Origin of the sequence: Candidatus Poriferisodalis sp. (genome assembly GCF_965208555.1) — a bacterium.
Classification (GTDB): domain Bacteria; phylum Actinomycetota; class Acidimicrobiia; order Acidimicrobiales; family Poriferisodalaceae; genus Poriferisodalis.
In genome coordinates this window covers 2,876,939-2,901,462 of record NZ_OZ242342.1, presented here as the reverse complement: position 1 = coordinate 2,901,462, position 24,524 = coordinate 2,876,939, and the positions used below count along the sequence as shown (strand labels likewise).

The window sequence follows — 24,524 nt, the reverse complement described above, 5'->3', positions numbered from 1 at the left end:
GCGATGATGTCGGCGTGAGTTCGCACGCCTCGGAGGGGTACGTCCCGCCTGCGTACCCCTATGACCGGCTGGACGAGCTGAAGCCCTTGGCAGATCGGCACGACGGCGGGTTGGTGGACCTCTCGATCGGCACACCGGTGGATCCCCCCACGCCTGCCGTGCTGGCTGCTCTCGGCGGTTCGGATACCGAGCGCGGCTACCCGCCGTCGATCGGCACCCCCGAGCTGCGCGAGGCAGCTGCGCGTTGGTGCGAAGGACGGCTCGGCGTGCAGGTGGACGCCGCGACAGAGGTGGCGGCCACCATCGGCTCGAAAGAGTTCGTGGCTGGGCTGCCGCACTGGCTGCGCCTGCGCAGCCCCGGACGCGACACCGTGCTGTTTCCCGAGATCAGCTACCCCAGCTACGCCATGGGGGCTGAGCTGGCCGGGTGCCGGGCGGTGCCGGTGCCCGCGGACGAACACTGGTCGATCCGGCTCGACGCGATCTCCGAGTCCGATGCCGAGCGGGCCTTGGTGCTGTGGGTCAACACACCGGGCAACCCCGCCGGCGGCCTCGATGATCTCGCCGAGGCCGCGAGGTGGGGCCGGGAGCGAGGCGTGCCGGTGTTCAGCGATGAGTGCTACGCCGAGTTCACCTGGGACGGTTCGCCCCGGACGATCCTGTCGCCGACCGACGCTGGCACCGCTGCCGGCCGCTCTCCGCGCGCAGAAACGGCCGGCGTGGTGGCCGTTCACTCGCTGTCCAAGCGATCCAACCTGGCCGGCGTGAGAGTGGGCTTCTACGCAGGCGATCCCGAGCTCGTGCACTACCTGCGGGAGGTTCGCAAGCACGCCGGCTTCATGGTCCCAGGCCCGGCCCAGGCAGCGGCCGTCGCAGCACTCGCCGACCAGACCCATGTCGCTGAGCAACGAGAGCGATACCGCAGCCGCCTGGAGCGCCTGGCGCGCATCGTCGGCCGCTTCGGCCCCGAGCCCCCGCTTCCGCGAGGGGGGTTCTACCTGTGGGCCGCTGCTCCCGGCGGCGACGCCTGGACGTTCACTCGCACGCTGCTCGCCGAGGCGGGCATTCTGGTCTCGCCAGGCGAATTCTACGGAGCCGCTGCTGCGGGCTACGTCAGGATTGCGGCGGTGCTGACCGAAGACGCGCTCAAACTGGTCGAAGCCCGCCTCGACTGAAGCTTCAATCTCGACTTGAGGCTTTGGCGTGGCCGCGGCGGTCAAGTCTCAAGCTGGGCCACCTCGTCAGCCATCTCCGAGGCGCTCCCGTGCGGAATCCACGTGATCCGGGGGTCTCGGGCAAACCAACGCGCCTGCCGGCGAGCGAATCGCCGGGTGCGTGCGATGGCCGTCTCGAGTGCCTCGTGCAGCGTGCACTCCCCCGCCAGATGGGCGCGCAGTTCCTTGTAGCCCAGGGCCTGCGCTGCTGTGCGAGACAACGCTCCCTCTGCCAAGTTGCGAACCTCTTCCAGAAAGCCGTGCTTTAGCTGCTGCCGGTATCGCTCGGCGATGCGCTCATCGAGCCGGTCACGGTCCAGGTTGATGCCCACGAGCCGGAAGGGCACCTCGGGGTAGGTCTGCAGGCCCGGCCCGAACGACGAGAACGGCCGGCCGGTTCCGAGGCACACCGACAGTGCGCGCACGATCCGGCGCAGGTTCGTCGGTTCCATGCGTGATGCGGCCAGCGGGTCCAGCTCGGTAAGGCGCTGGTGCAGCGCGGCCGTGCCCACGTCGAGTGCGGCTGCCGGTTCGGAGATCACAGCGGCTTCGGCTTCGAGCTCGGCGGCGATGTCGGCGAACTCGGGCGGCGGCCGGAGGCCGTCGATGACGGCACGCAGGTACAGGCCGGTGCCGCCGACCAGCAGCGGGACCGCGCCGCGGCCGGCGATGTCGGCTATGGCCGTCTCGAAGGCCGTCGCATAGTCGACGACGGTGAAGCGCTCCGCTGGATCGACGAGATCGATGAGGTGGTGCCGAACCTCCGCCTGCTCGGTGGCGTTGGGCTTGGCGGTGCCGATGTCCATCCCCCGGTACACCTGCATCGAGTCGACCGACACGAGTTCGATCGGGCTCGCCGAGCCTGACGCCACGGCACGTCGCGCCAACTCCAGCGCCAGCGCCGACTTGCCCGTCGCTGTCGGGCCGACGATCACCAGCGGCGGCTCGATGGGGTCGCCGCCCATGGCATGCCTCGCAGCGAACGGCTCAGCGAGCGGCGACCGGAATGCGGGTGCGGTGCCGTGCCGGCGCCGTCACCTCCACCAGCTCGCCGCTCAGGTGGAAGGTGGCCGCCTCTCGCACGCGCACCCGTGCGTAGGTGCCGGTGCGCAGCGGTTCGGAGGCTGAGAAGTGGACCAGGCGGTTCTGTCGGGTCCGGCCCGTGAGGATGGCCGGATCCCGCTTGGACGGTCCCTCGACGAGGACTTCTTCGATGCGTCCGATGCGGGATTCGTTGCCGAGGCGTGCGGAGCGCTCGATCACGGTTCGCAGCCGCTCCATGCGCTCTGTTGCCACCGCAGGGGCGACGAACCGGTCGGCCAGCTCTGCGGCCTCGGTTCCGGGCCGCGGCGAGAAGACGAACGTGAAGGCGCTGTCGAAGCGGGCCGCCGCGACCACCTCCAGAGTCTCGGCGAAGTCCCGCTCTGACTCGTCCGGGAAGCCCACGATGATGTCGGTGCTGACGGCCAGATCGTCGACGGCTGCGCGGGCTGCGCCTAACCGGTCAAGGAATCGCTGTGCGGTGTAGCCGCGGTGCATCGCCCTCAGCACCGCATCGCTGCCGGACTGCAGCGGCAGATGCAGGTGCTCGCACACGGCAGGCGTCTCGGCCATGGCCGAGATCACATCGGCTCGCAAGTCTTTCGGGTGCGGGCTGGTGAATCGCACCCGCTCGATGCCCTCGACCTCACCCACGGCACGCAACAGGGCTCCGAAGAGCGGCCGGGCCGTGCGCCGACCGGATGCCCACGCTCCGCCGGCTCGCCACACCGCATCCGCGGGAACATGGCCATTGGCCCCGCGCAGCGCGAGCGTGATGTCGCGGCCGTAGCTGTTGACGTTCTGACCCAGCAGGGTCACCTCGCTGACGCCGTCGGCTGCGAGGCGGTGCACCTCGTCGATGAGCTCGCCGAAGGGCCGGGAGATCTCCCGGCCCCGCACCGAAGGCACGATGCAGAAGGCGCAGGTGTTGTCGCAGCCGATCTGGATCGTGACCCATGCGGCGTGCTGGGCATCTCGCCGCACGGGCAGCGCCGAGGGAAACTCATCGGACTCGGCCAGGATCTCCGTCACCGGTCCCGAAACGCGTGCCTCGGTCAGCAAGTCGGCGGCACGAGCCACGTTGTGCGTGCCGAACACCACGTCGACGTGGGGTGCCCGCTGGCGCACGAGGTCCTGGTCCTTCTGCGCCAGGCAGCCGGCGACGGCTATCTGCACCTCGGGCCGTTCCTCCTTGAGGCGCTTGAGGTGCCCGAGTTGGCCGTAGAGCTTGTTGTCCGCGTTCTCACGGATGCAGCAGGTGTTGAGCACGATGACATCGGCGTCGGCCATCGTGGGCGCCGCGACCAAGTCGTCGGCTTCGAGCAAGCCGGCGATGCGCTCGGAGTCGTGCTCGTTCATCTGGCACCCGTAGGTGCGCACGAAGTAGCTGCGCCGGCCGTCGCCGTGCCCGAATTCGGTCCCTGCAGCCACGGCGCCAAGGCTAGGGGCGGGTGCGTGGGCCGCTGGCGGGCTCAGCGATTGGTGAACGCGAAGTTCTCCGACATGTTCTCGCGGGCGTGGGACATGAAGCCCAGGTACTGCTTGATGTTGCCGTTGAAGTTGCCGTCCTGGCGGCGGTTCTCGGCGCCCTCGAAATTGTAGTAGCCGGGGGTGCAGTCGCGGTTGCGGGTGGTCTTGCCGCGGTTGGCGATGACCTGCTGCACCCACCATTCCTCAGCCTCGGGCAGGCAGTCCATGGTCTGCAGGCCGCCCCGGCGCACGAAGTCGATGCACTCGGCGATGTGCTCGCCCTGGCTGTTGAGCACGTCGGTGAGGTTGAACGCGAAGAACGCCTGATAGCCGCCCATGATGAACAGGTTCGGGTAGCCGGCAGTGTGGATGCCCAGCAGCGTGCGGATGCCGTCTGCGTACTTGTCGTTCAGCTCCAAACCGTTCTCGCCGACGATGCGGTTGTAGATGCCGGTGCGCTGCACTTCGAAGCCGGTGGCGTAGATCAGCAGGTCCAGCTCGTATTGCACGCCCTCGAACAGCGGACCCTGCTCGGTGATCTGGGTGATGCCCTTGCCCTGGGTGTCGACGAGGTGCACGTTCGGCCGGTTGAACGTGGGCAGGTAGTCGTTGTGGAAGCACGGCCGCTTGCACATGAGCATGTACCAGGGCTTGAGCGCTTCGGCGGTGCCGGGGTCCTCGACGACCTCGTCGATGCGCCGGTGGATGCGCATCATGGCGTCGATATTGGCGTTCTCCTGCCGACGGATCTTCTCCTCGCGCGACATTGCCGCTCGGCGAGCCTTCTGCTCGTCGCTGAGGCGAGGCCCGGCCATCGCTCGCTCGCGGCGGCGAGCCTGCCAGCCCGGCTTGAGCTTCGCGGCCCACTCCGGATTGGTCTCCCAGTCGTCCCGGATGTCGATCGAGGACGGCGTGCGCTGGAAGACATAGAGCTCTTTGGCCATCTCGCCGAGCTGCGGGATGGCCTGCACCGCCGTGGCGCCGGTGCCGATGATGCCGACCCGCTTGCCGGCGAGGTTCTCGAGATCTGCGCCGGTGTAGTCGTAGTCCCACCGCGATGTGTGGAAGGAGTGCCCGGCGAACCGCTCCATGCCTTCGATGACGGCCAGTTTCGGTTTGGCCAGGGTCCCATTGGCGCAGATGACGAATTGGGCCGTGATCTCATCGCCGCGGTCGGTGCCGACGCGCCATACCTCGGCGTCGCCGTCCCAGACGGTCGACGTCACCGTGGTCTGGAACATCGCCAGGTCGTAGAGGTCGTACTTGCGGGCGATGAGCTGGCAGTACTCGTAGATCTCGTCGCCGGTGGCGTAGTGCCGGGTCGGCACATAGCCGGTCTCGTCCAGCAGCGGCAGGTAGTCGTACGAGACGACGTCGCAGGCCACCCCCGGGTACCGGTTCCAGTACCACGTGCCGCCGACATCGGCGCCACGCTCCACGATGCGGATGCTCTCGACACCCTTCTGGCGCAGCCGGGCTGAGGTCAGCAGCGCCGAGAACCCGCCCCCGATGAACAGCACCTCCACCTCATCGCGTACGGGCGGGCGCTCGATGCGCTCGGTCGCGTACGGATCCTCCTCGTAGCGGGCGAACTCGCCAACGAGGTCCGACGTGTAGATCTGCGTGCCGGGAGGCCGGTAGTTCAGCCGCAGGTCGCGTTCTTCGGCGAACCGCTGCTTGATGTCGTCGTAGTACGACTGCGGCGGACGGCCGTCGACCTCACGGGAGTAGTCGAAGTTGAAGACATTCTGCGGCTTGCCGCTCTTCTGCGCCACGTGTCACTCCCCGGTCGAGACCGACTCGTCCCGTACACCGGGACCGGATCAGGCTAGGGCAACACCGTGGTGCGGGTCAGTCGACGCTGGCGCCCTCATTGCGCGACGACTGCGCATCGTCGAGGCGGTCGAGCACGTCGGCATCGCCGTCAGCGTCACCGTCGGCGCCGATGCCGAGCGCCGAACGGATCCGGCCGTCGATCTCGACGGTGACCTCGGGATTGGCGATCAGGAACTTCTTGGCGTTCTCGCGGCCTTGGCCCAGCTGCTCGCCCTCGTAGGTGTACCAAGCGCCAGATTTCTTGACGATGCCGTGCTCGACGCCTACATCGAGCAGCGAGCCCTCACGGCTGATGCCCTGCCCGTACATGATGTCGAACTCGGCCTGGCGGAAGGGCGGCGCCACCTTGTTCTTGACGACCTTGACGCGTGTGCGACCGCCCACCACCTCGCCCTCGACCTTGATGGCCTCGATGCGGCGGATGTCGATGCGTACGGACGAGTAGAACTTCAGCGCCCGGCCGCCCGAGGTGGTCTCGGGGCTGCCGAACATCACGCCGATCTTCTCGCGCAGCTGGTTGATGAACACGCAGATCGTCTTGGTCTTGTTCAGATTGGCGGTGAGCTTGCGCAGCGCCTGGGACATGAGGCGCGCCTGCAGGCCGACATGGGTGTCGCCCATCTCGCCTTCGATCTCGGCCCGTGGCGTGAGCGCCGCCACCGAGTCGACGACCACGACGTCGATGGCACCCGAGCGGATGAGCATGTCGGTGATCTCGAGCGCCTGCTCGCCGGTGTCGGGCTGGGAGATCAGCAGCTCGTCGACATCGACGCCGATGTTCTTCGCATACACCGGATCCATCGCGTGCTCGGCGTCGACATAGGCGCACACGCCGCCGGTGCGCTGCGCCTCGGCCACCAGATGCATGGCGAGCGTGGACTTGCCCGATGCCTCCGGGCCGTACACCTCCACCACCCGGCCGCGGGGAAAGCCCCCGATGCCGAGCGCCAAGTCGATCGCCAGGCTGCCCGAGGAGATCGCCTCGACCGCCATGTGGTGCTTCTCGCCCATCTTCATCACGGAGCCGTCGCCGAACTGGCGCCGGATCTGCGTGAGCGTCATATCCAGTGCTCGGTCCCGTTCTGTGTCCTGCTGGCTCATGTCGTCCTCCTCGGACTCCCGTTCGGCCGCACCCGGTGTGCGATGCCGTCTTGGGGCACCGTAGGAGCGGGGTGTGACAACTCACGGGTGAATTTCTGCCGACCCGTAATGACAGCAATGTAGTTCCGAACATCAGTTCGTGTCAAGGCAAGGCAGGCACAGTGACCCAGCCATGTGGCACGCTGCGCTCCATGAGCCCCCTTGCTGAGAATTCCACTGCGATGACCGACAGCGACTTCGAGCTGCTGCACATCGAGCGCGACGCGGGTGTCGTGTTCGCCACCATCGACGCCCCGCCGATCAACGTGATGACACCTGCGCTGTTCCGTGAGCTGGCCAAGTTCAGTGTCCATGTCGCCGATGACGACTCGGTCCGGGTGGTAGTGCTGCGCAGCGACAACCCGGATTTCTTCATCGCCCACTTCGACGTGACAGCGATTTTGGGCTACCCCACCGACGGTCCCGCCGAGCGGCCCACCGAACATGTCGGCTTCCACGCCATGTGCGAGACGTACCGCACGATGCCCAAGGCCACCATCGTCGAGATCGGCGGACGGGTCGGCGGCGGCGGCAGCGAGCTGTCGATGTCGTGCGACATGCGCTTCGGTGCGCTCGACCGCACCGTCATCAACCAGATGGAGGTGCCGATCGGCATCCTGCCCGGCGGCACCGGCACCCAGCGCCTCCCCCGTCTGGTGGGCCGCGGCCGTGCCATGGAGGTGATCCTCGGCGGCGTCGACGTCGATGCTCGCACGGCCGAGCAGTGGGGTTACCTGAACCGGGCGCTGCCCGCGGACGAGCTGCGGCCCTTCGTGACCGATCTGGCACACCGCATCGCAAAGTTCCCGCCCCAAGCCGTGGCCCTGGCCAAGCAAGCCGTCAATGCGGCCGACGAACTCCCTCTCAATGAGGGCCTGTTCGAAGAGCGGTACCTCTTCCAGCGGCTTCTGCGCACCCCTCAGGCGCAACCCGCCATGGAACAGTTCCTGCAGCTGGGCGGACAGACGCGCGACGGCGAGATGCGGGTCGGCGACCTCGTCGCCGGCATCAGTACCGACTGCGACGACACAGGCGACTGAATCCCGCTCCTGTGGACGATGCCGCTCCCCCGCTTGCGAGCCAGCCTGAGCTGATCGACTCGTGGCGCGCCTGGCTGGTGGCGGTCGGCGCCGGCCTGTCGTGCGGCGTGGCCTTCGGCACCATCTACACGTTCGGCGCGTTCATCGAGTCGATGTCTGCCGAATTCGGGACTGGCCAGGGCGGCACCTCGGTCATGATCGGGATCGCCACGCTGCTGTTCTTCAGCACCGGGATCATCTCGGGCCCGCTGCTGCACCGGCTGGGGCCACGGCCGCTGCTCGCGGTCGGAGGTGCCATGTTCGTGGCCGGCCTGGTCTTGACGTCGTCGGTCTCGCAGCTCTGGCACGGCTACGTCGTGTACGGCATCGGCTGCGGATTCGGGGCAGGCCTGTTCGTCTCGCCGCTGTTCGCGACTGCGGCGTCGTGGTTCCTGCGGAACCGGGCAGTGTCCCAAGGGCTCGTCGCGACCGGGCCCGGTTTGGGCACCTTGTTCCTGGTGCCGCTCGCCGAGCGCATGATCGAGCACCTCGGCTGGCGCGAGGCCTACCGGTGGCTCGCCGTCATCGGAGCGATCACCTTCGTCGTGTGCTTCGTGCTGGTGCGGCGCACGCCGATCGTCGCAACTGCTCATCCACGCGAGCACGTACGCCGCGTCTTCCGGACGAAGGCGTTCTGGCTGTTGACCATCGGCTCCGCGCTGTTCGCCGTGCCGGTGATCGGATCGCTGGCAGCCATCATCCCCTTCGCCCGCTCGGTGGACATCAGCCCCAGCGCAGCGGCGTGGCTGCTCTCGATTGTCGGCGGCTCGAGCATCGTCGGCCGCCTGCTGCTGACCAGCTTCGCCCGGGCACTCGGATCGGTGCGCTTGCTGACGATCTCGTTCGGGATGCTGCCAGTCGCGTATGTCATCTGGTTCTTCGCCTCGGACCGCTACCTGCAGATCGCAGCGTTCGCCGTGCTGCTCGGCGTCGGCTACGGCGGCTTCGTGGCACTGCAGGGCGATGTCACGCCGCACCTGTTCGGTGTGGCGGGCATCGGGTCGGTGCTAGGCCGCCTGTTCTTCTGCTACGGCATCGGCAGCATGGTGGGCCCGATCCTGATGCTCAACTTGCACGAGCAGACCGGCGGGACGCTCGTGCCCATCGCTGCCGCGGCGGTGTTCGCCCTGGCCGGAACGCTGGTCATCTCTCGACTGACCCGCGACCCGGTGCCGCTCGAACCCACCGACCGTGCGCCAGCACGTCGATTGCCCTCGCAGCTGTCCCCTCCCAGCGTCTGGATGCCGGTGCTGGCCGGCGGCGAGAGCGGTAGCTGATCGCGGGCAGCGGGCGCCGCGCGGCTCTATCGTCATGCGCCGTGGACGGACCGCTCGAAGACGTGCTCGTGCTGGATCTGACCCGCGCCGTGGCGGGGCCGATCACCGGTCGCCTGCTCGCCGACCTGGGCGCCCGCGTGGTGAAGATCGAGCCTCCTGATGCCGACCTGACCAGGTTCATCGTTCCCAACGTCGACGGGTTCTCGCCCTACTTCGCCCAATTCAACGTCGGCAAGGAGTGCGTCTCGCTGGACCTGACCCGGCCCGCAGGCCGCGACGTGCTGCTGTCGATGGTGCCCAAGGCCGACATCGTGCTGGAGAATTACCGACCGGGAGTGCTCGACAAGCTGGGCCTCGGCTACGACGTGCTCAGCGAGATCAACCCCGGCATCATCGTGGCGTCGGTGTCGGGCTGGGGGCACGGCAACAGTCGCAGCGGGCGGGGGGCGTTCGCGTCGGTGCTGCACGCCGAAGCCGGGGTGACCGAGATGGTCTCCAGGCGGCGGGGCGGGGACGCCTACCGCAACGACCCGATGTCGCACGCCGACACCTACACGGGGCTGCATGCATTAGGAGCCGTTTTGGCGGCGCTGCACATGCGCGTGCGGACCGGGCGCGGCCAGACCGTCGAGGTGTCGATGGCCGAGAGCACGCTCATGTGCAACGACCAGGCCGCGACCGACCTGACCGGCCAGGATCCGATGATCGGTTTCAAGGGCGGCCAGAACTGGGCGGCGGTGTACCCGCTGTCGAGCGGCCGGCACGTCACGGTGACGCTCGATCTGACCGCCAACTTCGGTTTCAAGGTGATAGCGGCTGCGATGAACCGGCCAGACCTGCGCGACGACCCGCGTTTTGCACGCATCGAGGACCGTGTTCTGCATCGAGACGAGATCGAAGCCATCTTCGGCGAGTGGGTGAGCCAATTCGACAGTGCCGAAGCGGTCGAGTCGGCGATCGGTGTGAAGTCGGTGATGGCAGCCGAAGTACGCACGGTGGCCGAGCTTGCAGCGACCGACTGGGCAGCTGAGCGTGGTGCATTCGTCGACATCGTGGGGGGCGAGGCCGCCGCGCCGCTGACCGTCCCGCAATCGCCGTGGCGCTTCAGGGAGGCCGATGCCGGTCTGGCGCCCGGAGCTGTTGCCGGTGACCGGGGTCAGCACAATCGCGAGGTGCTACGCGACCTCGCGGGACTTGACGATGGGGCCATCGATGCGCTCGAGGACGAGGGCATCGTCTCAGCTGGCGCCCCAATTCGCCGCCCGAACGCTTCGGGACGGCGGTAGGCCAGTCTTCAACCCCGGCCTCGGCGGGGTTCAGTTCCAGGTTCAGCTGAGCATCGTCGAGCCGATGTGGTCGACAAACGCGGCGATCTCGTCGACGGTTTGACCATTGGGCAGCAGCACCAGGCGGTCGACGCCCATCTCGGCGAAGCGCTCGACCATCTCGGGCGTCGGGCGCACCCGTGGCGTGACGGTGATCTCGAGCCGGCCGAGCTCGGCGGGCCGGTCGTAGCGGGCCCCGGCTTCGGACAGGCCCTCGATGCAGCGCTGGGTGCCGTCGTAGTCGAGCGCGAACCCGTACCAGCCCTCGCTCATGGTCACCGAACGGCGATATGCGGGTGCGGTGTGGCCGCCCATCACCACTGGCGGACCCGGCTGCTGAACCGGCCGGGGCCGAGCCTGCACATCTGAGAAGCTGACGAACTCACCGTCATAGGCGGGCGAGTCCATCGACCAGATGGCCCGCATGGCCTCGATGTACTCCTCGGTGCGGCGAGCACGGTCTTCCATCGGGATGCCCAGCGCCTCGAACTCGGGACCGAGGTAGCCGACGCCTACGCCGAACAGCAATCGGCCGCCCGACAGTACATCCACGCTGGCGAGCTCCTTGGCCAGCACCAGCGGGTTGCGCTGGGGAACGATGATGATGCCGGTGCCCAGCTTGATCTCGCTGGTGAGCGCAGCGACATATGCAAGCGCGACCGCCGGGTCGAGCATCGGGTGCAGCGGCGGCAGCGGAGACGGCGGCGCCTGCGGGTCAGGCAGCACCACATGCTCCCCGGTCCACACCGACTCGAAGCCGGCTTGCTCGGCGGCCACGGCAATGCGGCCGGCGCCCTCAGCGCCCGCTGCATCGCCCAGCACCCCCATGTTGATCTGGAACAGACCGATCTTCATTGCTCCCTTTCTTGTCTGATCTCGCACAGAAATCGGCGCATCGCCTCGATCCCTGCCAGCTAGCGGAAATTGGGCGCCACGTCGTTGATGAACAGATCCATGGAGTGTTTCTTGGACTCCATCGGGCCGAACGTGAAGTCGGGGATGATCAGCTCGTCCACACCCACTTGCCGGTACTGCTCGACCACCTCACTTACTTCGTCGGGCGTGCCGACGATGGTGGCGCGTCCCAGGTCCATCGAGCGGAAGCGATCCAGCTTGGCCGAGTCCTCATTGATGAACAGCAATGCGCACGCCGAGCGGCTGATCTCGCTGGGATCGCGGCCGATCGCCTCGCAGTGCCCGTCGAGCACGCCGCACAGGTCGGCGATGTCGTCGGGCATGCCCCAGTAGTTCCACTCGGTGGCCCAGCGGGCGGTGGTGCGCAGCGTGCGCTTCCGACCGCCGCCGCCGATGAGCAGCGGGACCGGCGACTGCACCGGCTTGGGATCCAGCGGCGCCTCGGTCACCGTGTAGTGATCGCCGGCCAGGTTGGTGCGAGGGTTGCCCAGCAGCGAGCAGATGATCTCGACAGCCTCGTCGAAGCGGTCCATGCGGCTGCGCAGCGTGCCGAAGTCGAAGCCGTAGGCCTCGTGCTCGTTCTCCTGCCACCCGGCACCGATGCCCAGCACCACCCGGCCGCCGGAGATGTGATCGATGGTGGTGGCGATCTTGGCCGTCAATGCCGGGTTGCGGTAGGTGTTGCCGGCCACCAGCGGGCCCAGGCGCACCCGGGGCACCGCGACCGCAAGCGCTGCAAGCACTGACCAGGCCTCGTGGACCGGCTGATCGACGTTCTCCTCATTGGGCATGAAGTGATCTGCGAACCACAGGCCGTCCCAACCGGTGGCTTCCGCGTGCTGGCAGCACTCGATGATCGCCGAGATCTCTTGGTCGTTCTTCGTCCAGAATCCGAAACGCATCGGGACAGCCTGCCACCCGGCTGCCCGGACGCGCAGGATGAGTCGGCAGATCGGAAGCAGATGGGAATCCGGGGGCTGCGAAGCTGCTAGCGGCGGTCTTGGAGGATCAGGCGCAGCAGGTTGAGCGCCGAGATGGCGCTGTAGTCGGCAAGCCGCTCGCGGTCGCCGGGCAGGCGGATCTCGTCGGCGTGATCCCGGTGTTCGACGGCGGGCAGATCGCCGCGGGCGGGCTGCGCCGAAATCGACACGGCCAGGAATGCCGTGCCGAACGGGTGCTCCGGCGTGGCCGCTGCCCGATCCTCGATTGCAGTGACCGCAAGGCCGACGCTGGCGCCGGTGCGCAGGCGGGCAGCACGGGCAAGCGCTTCGGCGCCGGCAGCCGAGGCCAGCGGCGGCACGAGATCATCGCCCAGCGGGGACACCTCCGATGAGCCGGCGTGCAGCAGGTAGTCAGCCAAGTGCTCTGAGCGGGCGACGATGCCGCCCGCAAACGTCCCGGGTCCACCGCCGTCGGATGCTGTGCCATCGGACTCGGCGTCGTCAGAACCGGACGCTAGGCCAGGATCGCCCAGCTTGGCCCCACCCGGCGCAGTGCCTGATCGCATCGCGGCCTCCGCGGAGGACAACCGGTTGGCCATGCGGCCGCCGGTGATGGTCTCCGCGACACCCATAGTCAGCCCGAGCCGGCCCAACTCGGCGAGCACGGCCGTCTCCATGTTGTCGTCGTCGTAGGCGAAGACCAGGTCGCCCAGCAGCGGCTCCAGCACCGCCTGCTCGGCATCGATGAGCTGCCACGCCTCGGCCGAGTCGGCACCCTTCGCTGTGATCCGCAGCTTGATGCCCTCGATGCCGCTGGCCAGGAACGCCAGCGTCGGGTTGCCGGATTCGTCCAGCTCGTCGATGCGACCGGCCAGCATCTCCGCCAGACCCGATTCGCTCTGGCCCCACGTGCGCAGCACGCGGCTCTCGATGGTCGCGCTGACGCCGGCGCGCCGCTGCAGGTCGCCCAGCACGGTGCCGTTCATCATCTCGCGCATCTCATACGGCACGCCGGGCACCACGTACACCACCCGGTCAAGGAGCTCAGCCCCTTCCGCCGGCTCAGCGCCAGGCGCGACGGCACCCACGCCTCGCACCCAGCGGATGGGCGCCACCAGACCGGGCGCGGTGCCCGGCTGCTGCGGGATCGGCGACGCGCCGACGGGCACCATGGCCTGGCGCAGGTTGTTCTCGGGCATCGGGCGGCTGCGGCTGGCGAACATGGCCCGGATCCGCTCGGCAATGCGCTCGTCGAGCACCAGCTCGACCCCCATCACCGACGCCAGCACCTCGCGGGTGATGTCGTCCTGGGTGGGCCCCAAGCCGCCGCACACGATGACGGCATCGCTGCGGTCAAGCGCCAGCCGGAATGCGTCCTCGATGCGGTCCCAGTTGTCGCCCACCTTCGTCTGGTAGTGGCTGTCGATGCCGGCCAGGGCGAGCTGCTCGCCCATCCACGAGGAGTTCGTGTCGACGATCTGGCCCAGCAGCAGCTCGGTGCCCACGGCGACGATCTCGGTCTTCACGAGCGCTGACCCTAGGCGCAGGGGCCGCGCAGTTCAGTCGGATGCCCCGTCGCCGAGCTGGTCGGCGGCCACGCCGCGAGCCGACCGCAGGTACGACCAGCCGGTCCAGACGGTCAGCGCCACCGCCAGCCACAGCGTCAGCGTGGCCACCCAGTGGGCGTTCGTGGCCAACGGGGGCATGACAGCGAAGCCGATGGCCCAGAGCTGCACGAACGTCTTCCACTTGGCGAGCTTGGTGGCGGGCACCGTGATGCCCTGGCGGCCGGCGCGCGACCGGTAGGCGCTGATCAACAGCTCCCGCGCCGCAATGACGATGACCGGGACAGCGTGGAATTGGCCGTTCCACACGAGCGCCGCCATGCCGCCGAGCACCAGCACCTTGTCCGCCAGCGGATCCAGGAAAGCGCCGGCGCGCGTCGTGCCGTGACGGCGGGCGAGCCAGCCGTCGAGGTAGTCGGTCATGGCGATGGCAAAGCCGACGACGAACGTGGCCCATCGTGCCCCCCACGACACGATCATCACGATGAACACCGGAGAGGCTGCGATCCGGGCGACCGTGACCAGGTTGGCCGGCGTCGCCAGTGCCGTCGGCCCGAATACCGGGGGCGCGTCCTCCCCATCCGGATCGGCCATTGCCCTGCGAGGCTACGCGAGCGGAATGCTGGTCGGCCGCCGCTCTGCCATCTGCACGAGGCCGCCGTGAGATCAGCGGAGCCTCCCTGGGCCGACCGACGCCATCCACGTAGTATCGGCACGTGGCGCTGCGGACGGTCCCAACCGCCGACCAGAACGCGGACGGCAACGCCGCACCGCTCAACCGGGCAGCCGATGGCCTGCGCCCCGCTCAACAGGTCCTGAGTGCCGCCGAAGCCGTGGAGCGCATGGCCGCGCGACGCCGGGGCAAGCGCGGTTGCCACGCCATGTTCAGCTCCTACCTCGGCGGCGTCGTCACCGATCCCACCGTCATGACCGTGCCCCTCGACGATCACATGGTGCACCGGGGCCACGGCATTTTCGATACCTGCTCGCTGGTGAACGGGCGCCTCTACCGGCTCGGCATCCACATCGACCGTCTGCTCGCCAGCGCAGAAGGCGCCCGTCTGGCGGTCCCGTGGTCCCGTGACGAGCTCATTCAGATGGTGGCCGACACGGCGGCCTCGTCGGGTGTCCGCGACGGCCTCATGCGGTACTGGCTGACGGCGGGCCCAGGCGGGTTCTCGTTCATGCCCGCCGAGTGCGAGGAGCCGTGCTTCTACTGCGTCGTGCTCGACCCGATGGGCTTCGGCTCAGGCGGTTTCGATCCAATGGTGGACGGCTTCCGTGAGGCCACCGTGCGCAACACGCCCATGAAACCGCCGCTGCTGGCCCAGATCAAGTCGAACAACTACCTGCTGAACGTCCTGACCCATCTGGAGGCCGCTGACGGGGGCGGCACGTTCGGCATCATCGTCGACGACGACGGCTTCATCGCCGAGGCCTGCGTGCTGAACGTGTGCAGCATCAGCCACGACGGCGTCTTCGTCACTCCCCCGTTCGAGGGCATCCTGCACGGCACCACCATGCGGCGCCTGCTGGATCTGGCTCGCGGACCCCTGCGCGACGAGGGCTTGCTGCGTGACGTGCAGCAGCGACCGCTGCGAGCCGACGAGGCTCGCGCCGGCGCTGAGCTCATCATGTCCGGCGGCGACACCCATGTCTTTCCGGTCGTGGAGTGGGACGGCGCCCCGATCGGCAACGGCAGCGTGGGTCCCGTTGCCAAGCAACTGCACGAGCTCATCACTGCGGAAACCGAGGCCGGCGACGGCTCGCCGGAAGACTTCATCGAAGTCCAGTACCCGGCGGCTGCGCCCTGAAGTGGCTCGGCCCTGTCTGAGTGGAGCCGCCCGGCCCCACCCGCCGGCCAAGCGATCACGCAGCGGGTGCTGCCAGCGCGGAAGCGTCCGAGAACCGCTCTACCTCGACTGACGCGAGCTGTTCACGTGCCTCCCAGAGGTCATAAGCCATCTGCACACGCAGCCATGTCTCTGGCGTCGAGCCGAATGCAGCAGACAGCCGGCAGGCCATTTCAATGGACAGGCCACTGCGACCATTGACGAGACTCGACAGGGCCTGCCGTGTCACGCCCAGGCCTTGTGCAGCCCGCTTCACGGTGAGTCCCAACGGCTCCAAGCACTCCCACTTGACGATCTCGCCGGGATGAGGCGGATTCTGCATCGGCATAGCTGGCTCCTCAGTGGCAGTCGGCGCAGTCCTCGTCGTTCACATGCACCTACCAGTCTCGCCGAACGGCTGCGTCAGCCGGCGGCCGGTGGGCATTACAGGCTCGTCGTAGGGTGCGCTCGTGGACGCTGCCGCCGATGTTGCCCGCACCCCAGCGGACCTCCGGCGGCTCGACCCGCGTCCCGAGGCGTCGCGAGACCCAGCTCAGGTTCCCATCACGGTCGTGAGCCGCGACCAGCTCGGCGACTTCGTCGATGCACTTTCTGCGTCCGCAGCCCGCGCGGTGGACACCGAGACGGATTTTGAGCCGCGTGACGCCGAGACGCGCGGCCTTGTGCCGAAGCTGCGGGTGATCTCCGCAGCAACGCGCTCTCCCGATGGTGTCGAACGCGCGTGGGTCGTCGACGTCGGCAGGCACGACCTGGTGGAGCTGGCAACAGCGCTGCACGAGGGTCTCCGGGTGCCGGATCTAGCATCGGATGCCTGGAACGCGACGTTTGACGACCGGGTCATCGACACTCATCTGATGGAGCCGGCCGCAGCGGCAGGCGCTGCCGTCGGGTCGTTGCGCTGGTGGGACGCGCAACTGGCCGATGCCCTGCTGCATCAAGGGCTAACCGGGTTCAGCTTCTTTCACGGACTGGCTTGGGCCGCCGAGCGCTACCTCGGCCTGAGCGTCGAAGGCAAGGCCACGACGCAGTTCTCCTTTGGGGCCAACGGCCCGCTGAGTGATCGACAGATTGCCTACGCCGCAGCCGACGCCGTCGAGACCCTGTGGGTGTCGGGCGTGCTGCGTGAGGGGCTGCGAGATGCCGGGCTGGAGGAGGTCTGCCGTCTGGAGCAGGCGGCCCGGCCGTTTCTCGACCGCATGGAGCGCGCCGGTCTGCCCTTCGACGTGCAGGGTTGGGAAGCCGAGCTGGCGGAGCTGGCGTCACGGCGCGTCGAGGTGCTCACCCATTTGGCCGAGCTGACCGGCGGCGGTCAAGGCGATCTCTTCGGCGCCGGCCTCGAGCCCAGCTGGAACCCCGACAGCGAACAGCAGGCACGCGACGTGCTGAACCGTTTTGCGTCCGACGAGGTGGAGGCATGGACGACCAAGACCGACGGCCGAACCCGGCCGCTGGCGCCGACTGATTCGCTCGGCGCATCGGTGCTGGCGGGCATCGGCGGCGAACTCTGCAGCGCGCTGCTGGCCTACCGCGACCTGTCCAAGACCTTGAGCACCTATGGGCACACGATGGCCGAGCACTTGTGGGCCGACGGCCGGCTGCACCCGGAGTACCTGCAGGTGGTGGGCACCAACACGGGTCGGCTGGCCAGCCGCAACCCGAATGCGCAGAACTTCACACCTCGGCTGAAGCCCTACATGAAGCCCTCGTCCGGGCGGGTCTTCGTCTATTCCGACTTGAGCCAGGCCGAATTGCGCTTCGCCACCCAGCTCGCAGGCGACGACGGCCTGCGGTCGGCGTTCGAGCAAGGTCTCGACATCCACACCGCCACCGCCGAGCGGATGTTCGGCGTGCGTCTCGACGGACCGGCAGGGCTGGCAGCACTCGACCGGCCTCGCTACGAGGAGTTCCGCACCAAGGCCAAGCGGATCAACTTCGGGATCCTGTACGGGCAGCGTGGCGCGGGGTTATCGCGCGGTCTTACCGATGCCGGGGTGCCGACCAGCCGCGGCGAGGCCGACGCGCTCATCGAGGCCTACCTGAGCGCGTATCCCGGCATCGCCCACTGGGTGGACGAGCGGGACCGCTTCATCGGGCACTTCGCCGCCACCTCGCTGGATGCCGACTGGCCGCTGACGCTGCGGCTGGGGGCGCTGTGGCCCCGCACCGATGACGCCCGCCGGACGCTGCGCAGCCAGCAGCGCCGGCATCACAGCGCCGAGGAGGTTCACGAGGCCCTGCTCGCAGCCGAACGGGCGGGCGCAATGGACCCAGGCCGGTTTGCCGGCGGCCCAGCGATCGGCTTGAGCGAGATCGGGGTTGCAGAGGTGGCTTGGGCGCTGTCGTTCGCCGCACCGGTTGTCGTCCGTTCCGATGGCTCGCCGCTGTCGTTCAGCTCGCACACACCAGCGGGCCGCCGCCAGCAGTTCACGTTTTCCGTGGACTGGGTGCTGGGCGAAGCCGCTGCTGTGGTCGGCTGCTCGGCCAAGCCTCGCCCGGCCGAAGTGTGGCAACGGGTGCTGGCCCGCTTCGATCTTGCGCCGCCGTCAGGCGCGGCGGGAGGCGCTCTGCGGCCGGCCGTGGACAAGGTGCTGGAACAACGGCATCTGCGGCGCGCCGTGATCGACGAGGTGGGTGTCGCAATGGGCGATGCCGACCAACAGTTCCTGCTGCGACGCGCGTTGCACACCCGGGTCGGCCAGATGGCCAACGCCTATCGCAACGCTCCAATTCAGGGCGGCGTGGCCGACGTGATGCTGGACGCCTACGGCCGGCTCAGCGAGGTGTTGACGCGCTACCCCACAGCCGACGCGGTGCAGACCGTCCATGACAGCGTCGTCATCGAATGCGATGAAGCCGAGGCGCTGGCGATCGCCGCAGACGTCAAGGCAGCGCTGGAGACTGCGATGTCGCGCTGGTGCCCCGATGTGCCCACGAGAGCCGACACCGACATCCGGTCGAGCCTGTCCGAGACCTCGATCATCGAACACATCGGCTGAGGAGGTCAGCCGCCGTCGGCGCTGGCCATCGAGTAGATCACCATGCTGAGCGTCACGGCGATTCCCATGGTCAGGAACATGGTCCGGACGCCCGTCCACTCCGCCAGCACGCCGAGGGGCGCGGCAGCGATGGCGAATGCTGCGAACGGCAGCTGCACCAACGACTGGACACGGCCTTGGTACGCCTCGTCGGTGGCACGCATGACAATCGCCTGGGTGAGCGATATGAACCCGACCGATGCCGCGCCGATGACCGCTGTGACCACCATCGCAATCTCATAGTTCGGGGCCCAGGCCAGGGCCATGATCGAAGCACCGAAGGCAAAGCCCAGGCCAACCAGGATCGAGCCGGCGCCCGGAGAGTCGGCACGCGAGGCGAGCACGATCGACGCGACGACGGCACCAATCGATGACGCCCCGGCGATGAAGCCGACCTGCCGGTCACCAAGGCTGAAGACGCCTTCGACGAGCGCAGGCTGAAAGGCGACGTAGCTGAAGCCGAACATGATCACGATGATCGACGTCACGATCGGCCGGCGAAGGTCGGGGCGGTTCATGACGTAGCGGATTCCCTGGCGCATCTCGGCCAGCGGGTTGCCGATGGCCAGCCGAACGGCGCGCTCAGCACCGACCGGCGCATCGTCCCGCTTGCTCGTCTCCGGCAACGGCACCAGCAGCACATAGCTCAGCGTCGCAATGGCTGCCGAGACGAAATATGCCCCGGCAAGACCGAACAGCGCCCAACCAGCCAGCAGCCCGGCGCCGGTCGGGGCGATGACACGGCTGCCGCTGAGCGACAGCGACGACAGCGTGATCGCATTGCCCAGCCGCTCACGGCCGACCAGCTCGGTCGTCATCGAGATGCGGGCCGGTCCGATCAAGCCGAACACGAGGCCCTGCAAAGCGCTGGAGACGATCAGCATCCAGAACGCGATGACATCAGTCGCTAGCGCCACACCCATGGCGATCGAACCGAGCAGCAGCACCATCTGCCCGTTCAGCATCAGCCGTCGTTTCGACAGTCGATCAGCCGCCACGCCGCCGAACAGCGTGGAGATCCCCAATGCCGCACCGAAGGCGAACATGACGATGCCAAGCGCCTCCTCGCTCTCGGTGAGATCCCACGCAAGCAGCGAGCGCAGCAGGAACTGCATCTGGATGCTCATGAAGGAGAACACGCCGCTGAGCCACAGCAGCCGGAACGCCGGCACCCCCAGCGCGGCGAATGTCGCGACCCGCTCGCTCTTCATCGCGGTGGACCCTCCGACATGCCGAGTGCCGACGCTAGCTTCGATCCGGCATCCACGACATGGAGGAAAGCCACATGCCGCGTCTCGATCTCAGCGGAGCTTCAGCAATCGTCACCGGCGGAGCGTCTGGCATCGGCGAGGCCAGCGCCCGCCAGCTCGCCGACGCCGGCGCCCATGTGGTCGTCGCAGACTTGCAGGAAGATCTCGGCAGCGAGGTGGCCTCGTCGATTGGCGGTCTGTTCGTTCGCTGCAACGTCACCGACATCGACGACGCCCGCGATGCGGTGGACGCAGCTTCCGAGATGGGTCCGCTGCGAGCACTGGTCAACTCGGCCGGGCTGGGCCGTGCCGGTCGCACCATCGACCGCAACAACGTTCCGATGGACCTCGAGCAGTTCCGATTCGTGATCAACGTGAACCTGATCGGCTCGTTCAACATGCTCGCCCAGGCCGCATCCGCTATGGCCAAGACCGAGCCGGTCGATGCGGACGGTTCCCGTGGGGCGGTAGTCAACATGGCCTCGGTCGCGGCCTTCGACGGCCAGATCGGTCAGGCGGCGTATTCGGCTTCCAAGGGCGGCGTCGTGGGCATGACCCTGCCGATTGCCCGGGATCTGTCCGCCACCGGCATCCGCGTCAACACGATTGCACCGGGCCTCATCGACACGCCGATCTACGGCGAGGGCGAGCAATCAGATCAGTTCAAGGCGCATCTAGGCCAGAGCGTGCTGTTCCCCAAGCGGCTCGGCTCTGGCGAGGAGCTGGCCTTCATGGTGATGGAGTGCATCACCAACCCGTACATGAACGGCGAGGTGATCCGGGTGGACGGCGGCATCCGGATGCCGCCCCGCTGATCGGCGCCAGAACAGGCGGCGAACGGCGCTTCAGCTCGCCAGCGACTCCAGGAACTCGGCGACCACGTCGTTGAAGGCCTCCGGCCGCTCCTGGTTGGCGAGGTGGCCGGCGCCGGCAATCTCTACGTAACGAGCGCCCGCGATTCCCTCTGCCAGCCGTTGTGAGGTGCGGGGCGGGGTGACCTCGTCGTGCTCTCCCACCACCACCAGCGTCGGCGCCGTGATGCGCCCCAAGTCGGGGTAGTGATTCGACTCGGCCATGGAGTCGCAGGCCCACTGGTAGCAGGGCATGCGAATCGAAGGCACCATCATCTCGGCCACATGCGCACGCAGCTCGTCGCTGGCATCTGGGCCTACAAGCCGTTGCGCACGGGCAGCGGCGAAGCCTTCGGGCCCCAGATCGACGAAATCCGTTGCTCGCGCCCGCATAGCCTCCGCTTGCTCGGGCTTGGTACCGGCGCCGGCACTGGAATCGGCCAGGATCAACGCCGAGACCAGCTCGGGATGCCGCAGGACCAGCCTGGTCGCCGTGACGCCGCCCCACGAGACACCCAGCACCGCGGCAGGGCCATCTGACTCGGCGGCAATCAGGGCCGCCGCCGCATCAGCCCAACCATCGATTCCCGGCGCTGCGGCGGGGTCTGCCGAATGCCGGTATCCGGGGGCATCCCACGCCACCAGCCGCACGCCCAAGCGTTCGGCGAGCGGGCGCTGGCCCAAGAACGCATCGGCGCATGATCCGATGCCGTGCAGGCACAGCAGCACCGGCGCGCCATGGCGGCCATAGGACCAGGAGAAAACGGAACTCGAGGCGTTCATGGAACCGGCGCTCAGGATGCAGGGCGCACCCGTGCGAGCGGGGTCGGCACGCCGGCCACCGGCGCACGGGTGCGGAAGATGCACCCGCCGCCGGCCGCGCCGAGGGCATCGGCCGTACTGCCGCCGGTCACGATGTACAGGTCGCGCATGTCGGCGCCGCCGAAGCAGACGCTGGTGACAAATTGGTCGGGCACCGGCACGGCGAGATCGGGCTCGCCGTCTGGCGTGTAGCGCTGCACCCGGCCGCCTTCGGCCAGCGCAACCCACACGCCGCCGTCGACATCCACCGCGAGTCCGTCGGGCACCTTGCGCTCGGCCACGAACTCGCGTCGATTCGATACGACATCGCCGTCGACATCGGACACCCACACCCGGCCTGGAATGCTGTCGGAGTGATAGAGCCGGGTGCCATCGGGTGAGAAGCCGATGCCGTTGGTGAGCTGGACGTCGCCATACACCTCGTCGGTCGAGCCGTCCAGGTTGATGCGGTACAGCTCGCCCGCCTCGTCGGGGGATGACTCGTCGAACGGGTTGCGCCGCAGCGAGCCAACGTAAACGCGTCCCAACGAGTCAGTGTGCATGTCGTTGAAGCCGGCGACATCGGGAGCGAACAGCACTTCCGAGCCGGCGTCGGTGACGTGCTGGATGTTGCGACCGCTCACCACAACACCGCCGTCGGCGTGCAGCACCATGCCGCCGACGCCCCGACGCTTTGGGACCACGATCTCGATCTCGCCGTCGGGCCTCAGCCGGCGCACGCCGCCGTTGGGCACGTCGGAGAAATAGAAGTTGTCGTGCTCGTCCACCCGCGGACCTTCGATGAGGCCCCATCCCGAACTCAGCAACTCCAACTCGAAGTCAGCGCTCATCGACGTCTCCCCTGCTCCGCTTCTTGATACCCGGCCATCGGCCTGAACCCACGAGCCCACGGTGTGCGGACCCTAACGAACATGGCATGCGCAGGCGCAGCAAGCACCCGCTCCCAGCGCCCGCTGCTCGAGCTCAGCTCGACGGGCTGAACTGAATGGGCAGCGGGTGGCCTGCGCGGGTGAACATGTCCTGCAGCATCCGCAGGGTCATGCCCCAGATCACGCGTCCGTGTCCCACTTCGATTCCCGGGAAGCGTTCGTCGGGCCTCGGCGGGTAGTGGTAATCGATGTGGCGCCCCGGATCAGCCAACTCCAGCACCGACACCCAGAACGCGTCGGCGACTTCGTAGTTGAGGGTCAATTCGGGCCGGCCGCCCTCGAGCCAGCAGACATGCGGGGTCACCCGCAGCGCGGCGCCGCGCCAGCGCGGATTGCCTTCCAGGTCATCGAGCCGGCCGAGCCAGCGAACCCCCGCGTCCGCGGTGATGTCGAATCCGATTTCCTCGCGGCTCTCGCGCACCGCCGTGTCGAACGTGTCGTCGTCGTCAGGTTCCGTCCGGCCGCCGGGAAACGCCATGTGGCCCGACCAGGGGTCCCCGTTTCGGATCGCGCGCTCGATGAACAGCATCTCGGGCCCGCGATCGCCCCATCGCACCACAGCCGCTACGGCCGCAGTCGGACCCTGATGCGGCGTGTCTAAGTCTTGGCTGAGCACGTCGGACAAGCGCACATCTGTGAACGCTTGGGTGACAGCGGGCGGCCCAACCACAATGTCGCAGCGTAGGTGGCCGAACCGTGTCTGCTCCCGGCTGGCCTCGGGTCACCGCTGCTACCGTCGCCGCGGTGACTGCCGCCGACGCTGACGCTGCCGACCCCGACAGCACGGACGCTGCTGACGATCCCATCGCCGCTATGGAGGCTGCGACGTTCGAGGCCTTTGTGGGCGAAGTTGCACAGTTCCGCGACACCGTCGTGGCTCCCAATGTGAGCCGTTGGGAATCCGAGAAGCGCATGGCGCCCGAAGCCCTGCGTGAGGCATCCGAAATCGGCCTGCTGGCGATGGAGGTGCCCACCGCACTGGGCGGGCTCGGGATGAGCTTCGCCCAGAAGTGCCGAATCACCGAGGTGCTCAGCGCTGTCTCGATGCCGTTCGCGTTCAGCCTCGTCAATACCGGCAACGTTGCAGCACGAGTGGCGCAGCGCGGCACCGAACGCCACCGTGAGCTGTACCTGGCCGACCTGATGGCCGGTCGCCGCTTCGGTTCCACCGCGCTGACCGAGCCCGGCGCCGGCAGCGACTTCGCCAACATCGCCACTACGGCGACGCCCGTCGACGGCAGATGGCGGCTCGATGGCGCCAAGGCCTGGATCACCAATGCCGCGCACTCCGACGTCATCTTCTGCTACGCGCAGACCGAACCAGGCTCTCGGGGTCGTGGCATCGCGCTGTTCCTCATCGACGGCACCCGGCCCGGCTTCGAACGGCTGCCGCCCTACGAGCTGGCCGGCGGCCATCTCATCGGGACGGGCGGCTTCCGGCTGGACGGCTACGTTGCCGAAGCCGATGACCTCCTCAGCCCCGCGGGAGAAGCCTTCATCGCCGCCCTGTCGAGCGTGAACGGCGCCCGCACCTATGTCGCGGCCATGTGCTGCGCCATGGTGGAAGCCACGCTGGCGAGCGCAGTGCGCTACGGCGCCGAGCGCGAGGCGTTCGGCAAGCCCGTCATCGCCCACCAGGGACTCGCCTGGAAGCTGGCCGGCGTGCAGAACCGCCTAGAGGCCGCACGCCTGCTCACCGGGCGGGCGATCGAGGCCGTCACCGAGTCGCTGCGCACCGGTGACGCGACGGGAGCGATCCTGCCCGCCGCCCACGCCAAGAAGTTCGCCACCGAGACGGCCGAGGCCGACATCGCCACGTGCATCCAGGCCATGGGCGCCGAGGGCCTGCGCAGCGATCACCCAGGCGGCCACCACCTGGTCGGGGCGCGCATCGCCAACTACGTGGACGGCAGCACCGAGATCCAGACTGATCGAATCGCCCGGTCGCTGCGGCAGCTGTACGCCTGAGCCCATTCGCTGC

21 protein-coding genes are annotated in these 24,524 nt (G+C 68.1%); 8 read left to right on the top strand and 13 right to left on the bottom strand.

Annotated elements, in window-relative coordinates; translation table 11 throughout:
* Positions 1–14: 14 nt before the first annotated feature.
* Entirely contained in the window at positions 15–1,175 is a 1,161-nt protein-coding gene (locus ACOGXE_RS13345) for an aminotransferase class I/II-fold pyridoxal phosphate-dependent enzyme (protein ID WP_419931398.1), read from the top strand.
* Positions 1,176–1,216: 41 nt separating this feature from the next.
* Here the strand turns inward: ACOGXE_RS13345 and miaA are convergent, their stop codons facing one another.
* From miaA to recA, 4 genes are all read right to left on the bottom strand, one after another.
* Positions 1,217–2,179, bottom strand: coding sequence for a tRNA (adenosine(37)-N6)-dimethylallyltransferase MiaA (gene miaA, locus ACOGXE_RS13340; RefSeq protein WP_419931397.1), 963 nt, complete (start codon positions 2,177–2,179; stop codon positions 1,217–1,219).
* 22 nt (positions 2,180–2,201) lie between these two features.
* Positions 2,202–3,686, bottom strand: coding sequence for a MiaB/RimO family radical SAM methylthiotransferase (locus ACOGXE_RS13335; RefSeq protein ID WP_419931396.1), 1,485 nt, complete (start codon positions 3,684–3,686; stop codon positions 2,202–2,204).
* A 41-nt stretch (positions 3,687–3,727) separates the two neighbouring features.
* On the bottom strand, positions 3,728–5,500 hold the full coding sequence (locus ACOGXE_RS13330) for a flavin-containing monooxygenase (RefSeq protein WP_419931395.1): 1,773 nt from the start codon (positions 5,498–5,500) through the stop codon (positions 3,728–3,730).
* A 76-nt stretch (positions 5,501–5,576) separates the two neighbouring features.
* Positions 5,577–6,662 (bottom strand): recombinase RecA, encoded by a 1,086-nt coding sequence (recA, locus tag ACOGXE_RS13325; protein WP_419931394.1) that lies wholly within the window; start codon positions 6,660–6,662, stop codon positions 5,577–5,579.
* A 191-nt stretch (positions 6,663–6,853) separates the two neighbouring features.
* Here recA and ACOGXE_RS13320 point away from each other — a divergent pair, with 191 nt between their 5' ends.
* The 3 genes from ACOGXE_RS13320 to ACOGXE_RS13310 are packed head-to-tail and all read left to right on the top strand — an operon-like array spanning position 6,854 to position 10,343.
* Positions 6,854–7,741 (top strand): enoyl-CoA hydratase/isomerase family protein, encoded by an 888-nt coding sequence (locus ACOGXE_RS13320; RefSeq protein ID WP_419931393.1) that lies wholly within the window; start codon positions 6,854–6,856, stop codon positions 7,739–7,741.
* 11 nt (positions 7,742–7,752) lie between these two features.
* Positions 7,753–9,057, top strand: coding sequence for an MFS transporter (locus tag ACOGXE_RS13315; protein WP_419931392.1), 1,305 nt, complete (start codon positions 7,753–7,755; stop codon positions 9,055–9,057).
* A gap of 41 nt (positions 9,058–9,098) precedes the next feature.
* Positions 9,099–10,343, top strand: coding sequence for a CaiB/BaiF CoA transferase family protein (locus ACOGXE_RS13310; protein ID WP_419931391.1), 1,245 nt, complete (start codon positions 9,099–9,101; stop codon positions 10,341–10,343).
* 42 nt (positions 10,344–10,385) lie between these two features.
* Here ACOGXE_RS13310 and ACOGXE_RS13305 read toward each other — a convergent pair whose 3' ends face one another.
* The 4 genes from ACOGXE_RS13305 to pgsA form a co-directional block, all read right to left on the bottom strand.
* Positions 10,386–11,237, bottom strand: coding sequence for a TIGR03619 family F420-dependent LLM class oxidoreductase (locus ACOGXE_RS13305; protein WP_419931390.1), 852 nt, complete (start codon positions 11,235–11,237; stop codon positions 10,386–10,388).
* 59 nt (positions 11,238–11,296) lie between these two features.
* On the bottom strand, positions 11,297–12,199 hold the full coding sequence (locus tag ACOGXE_RS13300; RefSeq protein WP_419931389.1) for a TIGR03560 family F420-dependent LLM class oxidoreductase: 903 nt from the start codon (positions 12,197–12,199) through the stop codon (positions 11,297–11,299).
* Between the two features lie 86 nt (positions 12,200–12,285).
* A complete protein-coding gene (locus ACOGXE_RS13295) occupies positions 12,286–13,764 on the bottom strand; it encodes a molybdopterin-binding protein (RefSeq protein ID WP_419931388.1) in 1,479 nt (492 codons plus the stop codon).
* A 33-nt stretch (positions 13,765–13,797) separates the two neighbouring features.
* Positions 13,798–14,397 (bottom strand): CDP-diacylglycerol--glycerol-3-phosphate 3-phosphatidyltransferase, encoded by a 600-nt coding sequence (pgsA, locus tag ACOGXE_RS13290; protein ID WP_419931387.1) that lies wholly within the window; start codon positions 14,395–14,397, stop codon positions 13,798–13,800.
* A gap of 122 nt (positions 14,398–14,519) precedes the next feature.
* Between pgsA and ACOGXE_RS13285 the strand changes: the two genes are divergently transcribed.
* Positions 14,520–15,617, top strand: a complete 1,098-nt coding sequence (locus tag ACOGXE_RS13285; RefSeq protein WP_419931386.1) for an aminotransferase class IV — start codon at positions 14,520–14,522, stop codon at positions 15,615–15,617.
* 55 nt (positions 15,618–15,672) lie between these two features.
* Here the strand turns inward: ACOGXE_RS13285 and ACOGXE_RS13280 are convergent, their stop codons facing one another.
* Positions 15,673–15,984, bottom strand: a complete 312-nt coding sequence (locus ACOGXE_RS13280; protein ID WP_419931385.1) for a HigA family addiction module antitoxin — start codon at positions 15,982–15,984, stop codon at positions 15,673–15,675.
* A gap of 121 nt (positions 15,985–16,105) precedes the next feature.
* On the opposite strand from ACOGXE_RS13280, the gene ACOGXE_RS13275 reads away from it, so the two are divergent.
* On the top strand, positions 16,106–18,652 hold the full coding sequence (locus ACOGXE_RS13275; RefSeq protein ID WP_419931384.1) for a DNA polymerase: 2,547 nt from the start codon (positions 16,106–16,108) through the stop codon (positions 18,650–18,652).
* Between the two features lie 5 nt (positions 18,653–18,657).
* Here ACOGXE_RS13275 and ACOGXE_RS13270 read toward each other — a convergent pair whose 3' ends face one another.
* The gene (locus tag ACOGXE_RS13270; RefSeq protein WP_419931383.1) at positions 18,658–19,902 is read right to left on the bottom strand and encodes an MFS transporter; all 1,245 of its coding nucleotides are present in this window, start codon (positions 19,900–19,902) and stop codon (positions 18,658–18,660) included.
* A gap of 74 nt (positions 19,903–19,976) precedes the next feature.
* Between ACOGXE_RS13270 and ACOGXE_RS13265 the strand changes: the two genes are divergently transcribed.
* Positions 19,977–20,756 carry an SDR family NAD(P)-dependent oxidoreductase gene (locus ACOGXE_RS13265; RefSeq protein ID WP_419931382.1) on the top strand — a complete coding sequence of 260 codons (780 nt, stop codon included), beginning with the start codon at positions 19,977–19,979 and terminating at the stop codon, positions 20,754–20,756.
* A gap of 30 nt (positions 20,757–20,786) precedes the next feature.
* Here the strand turns inward: ACOGXE_RS13265 and ACOGXE_RS13260 are convergent, their stop codons facing one another.
* The 3 genes from ACOGXE_RS13260 to ACOGXE_RS13250 all read right to left on the bottom strand — a co-directional run bounded on the left by ACOGXE_RS13260 (position 20,787) and on the right by ACOGXE_RS13250 (position 23,213).
* Positions 20,787–21,575: an alpha/beta fold hydrolase gene (locus ACOGXE_RS13260; protein ID WP_419931381.1), complete on the bottom strand. Its 789-nt coding sequence runs from the start codon at positions 21,573–21,575 to the stop codon at positions 20,787–20,789.
* Positions 21,576–21,586: 11 nt separating this feature from the next.
* Positions 21,587–22,444: an SMP-30/gluconolactonase/LRE family protein gene (locus tag ACOGXE_RS13255; protein WP_419931380.1), complete on the bottom strand. Its 858-nt coding sequence runs from the start codon at positions 22,442–22,444 to the stop codon at positions 21,587–21,589.
* A gap of 133 nt (positions 22,445–22,577) precedes the next feature.
* The gene (locus ACOGXE_RS13250; protein WP_419931379.1) at positions 22,578–23,213 is read right to left on the bottom strand and encodes an NUDIX hydrolase; all 636 of its coding nucleotides are present in this window, start codon (positions 23,211–23,213) and stop codon (positions 22,578–22,580) included.
* 74 nt (positions 23,214–23,287) lie between these two features.
* On the opposite strand from ACOGXE_RS13250, the gene ACOGXE_RS13245 reads away from it, so the two are divergent.
* On the top strand, positions 23,288–24,511 hold the full coding sequence (locus tag ACOGXE_RS13245; protein ID WP_419931378.1) for an acyl-CoA dehydrogenase family protein: 1,224 nt from the start codon (positions 23,288–23,290) through the stop codon (positions 24,509–24,511).
* Positions 24,512–24,524: the final 13 nt, after the last annotated feature.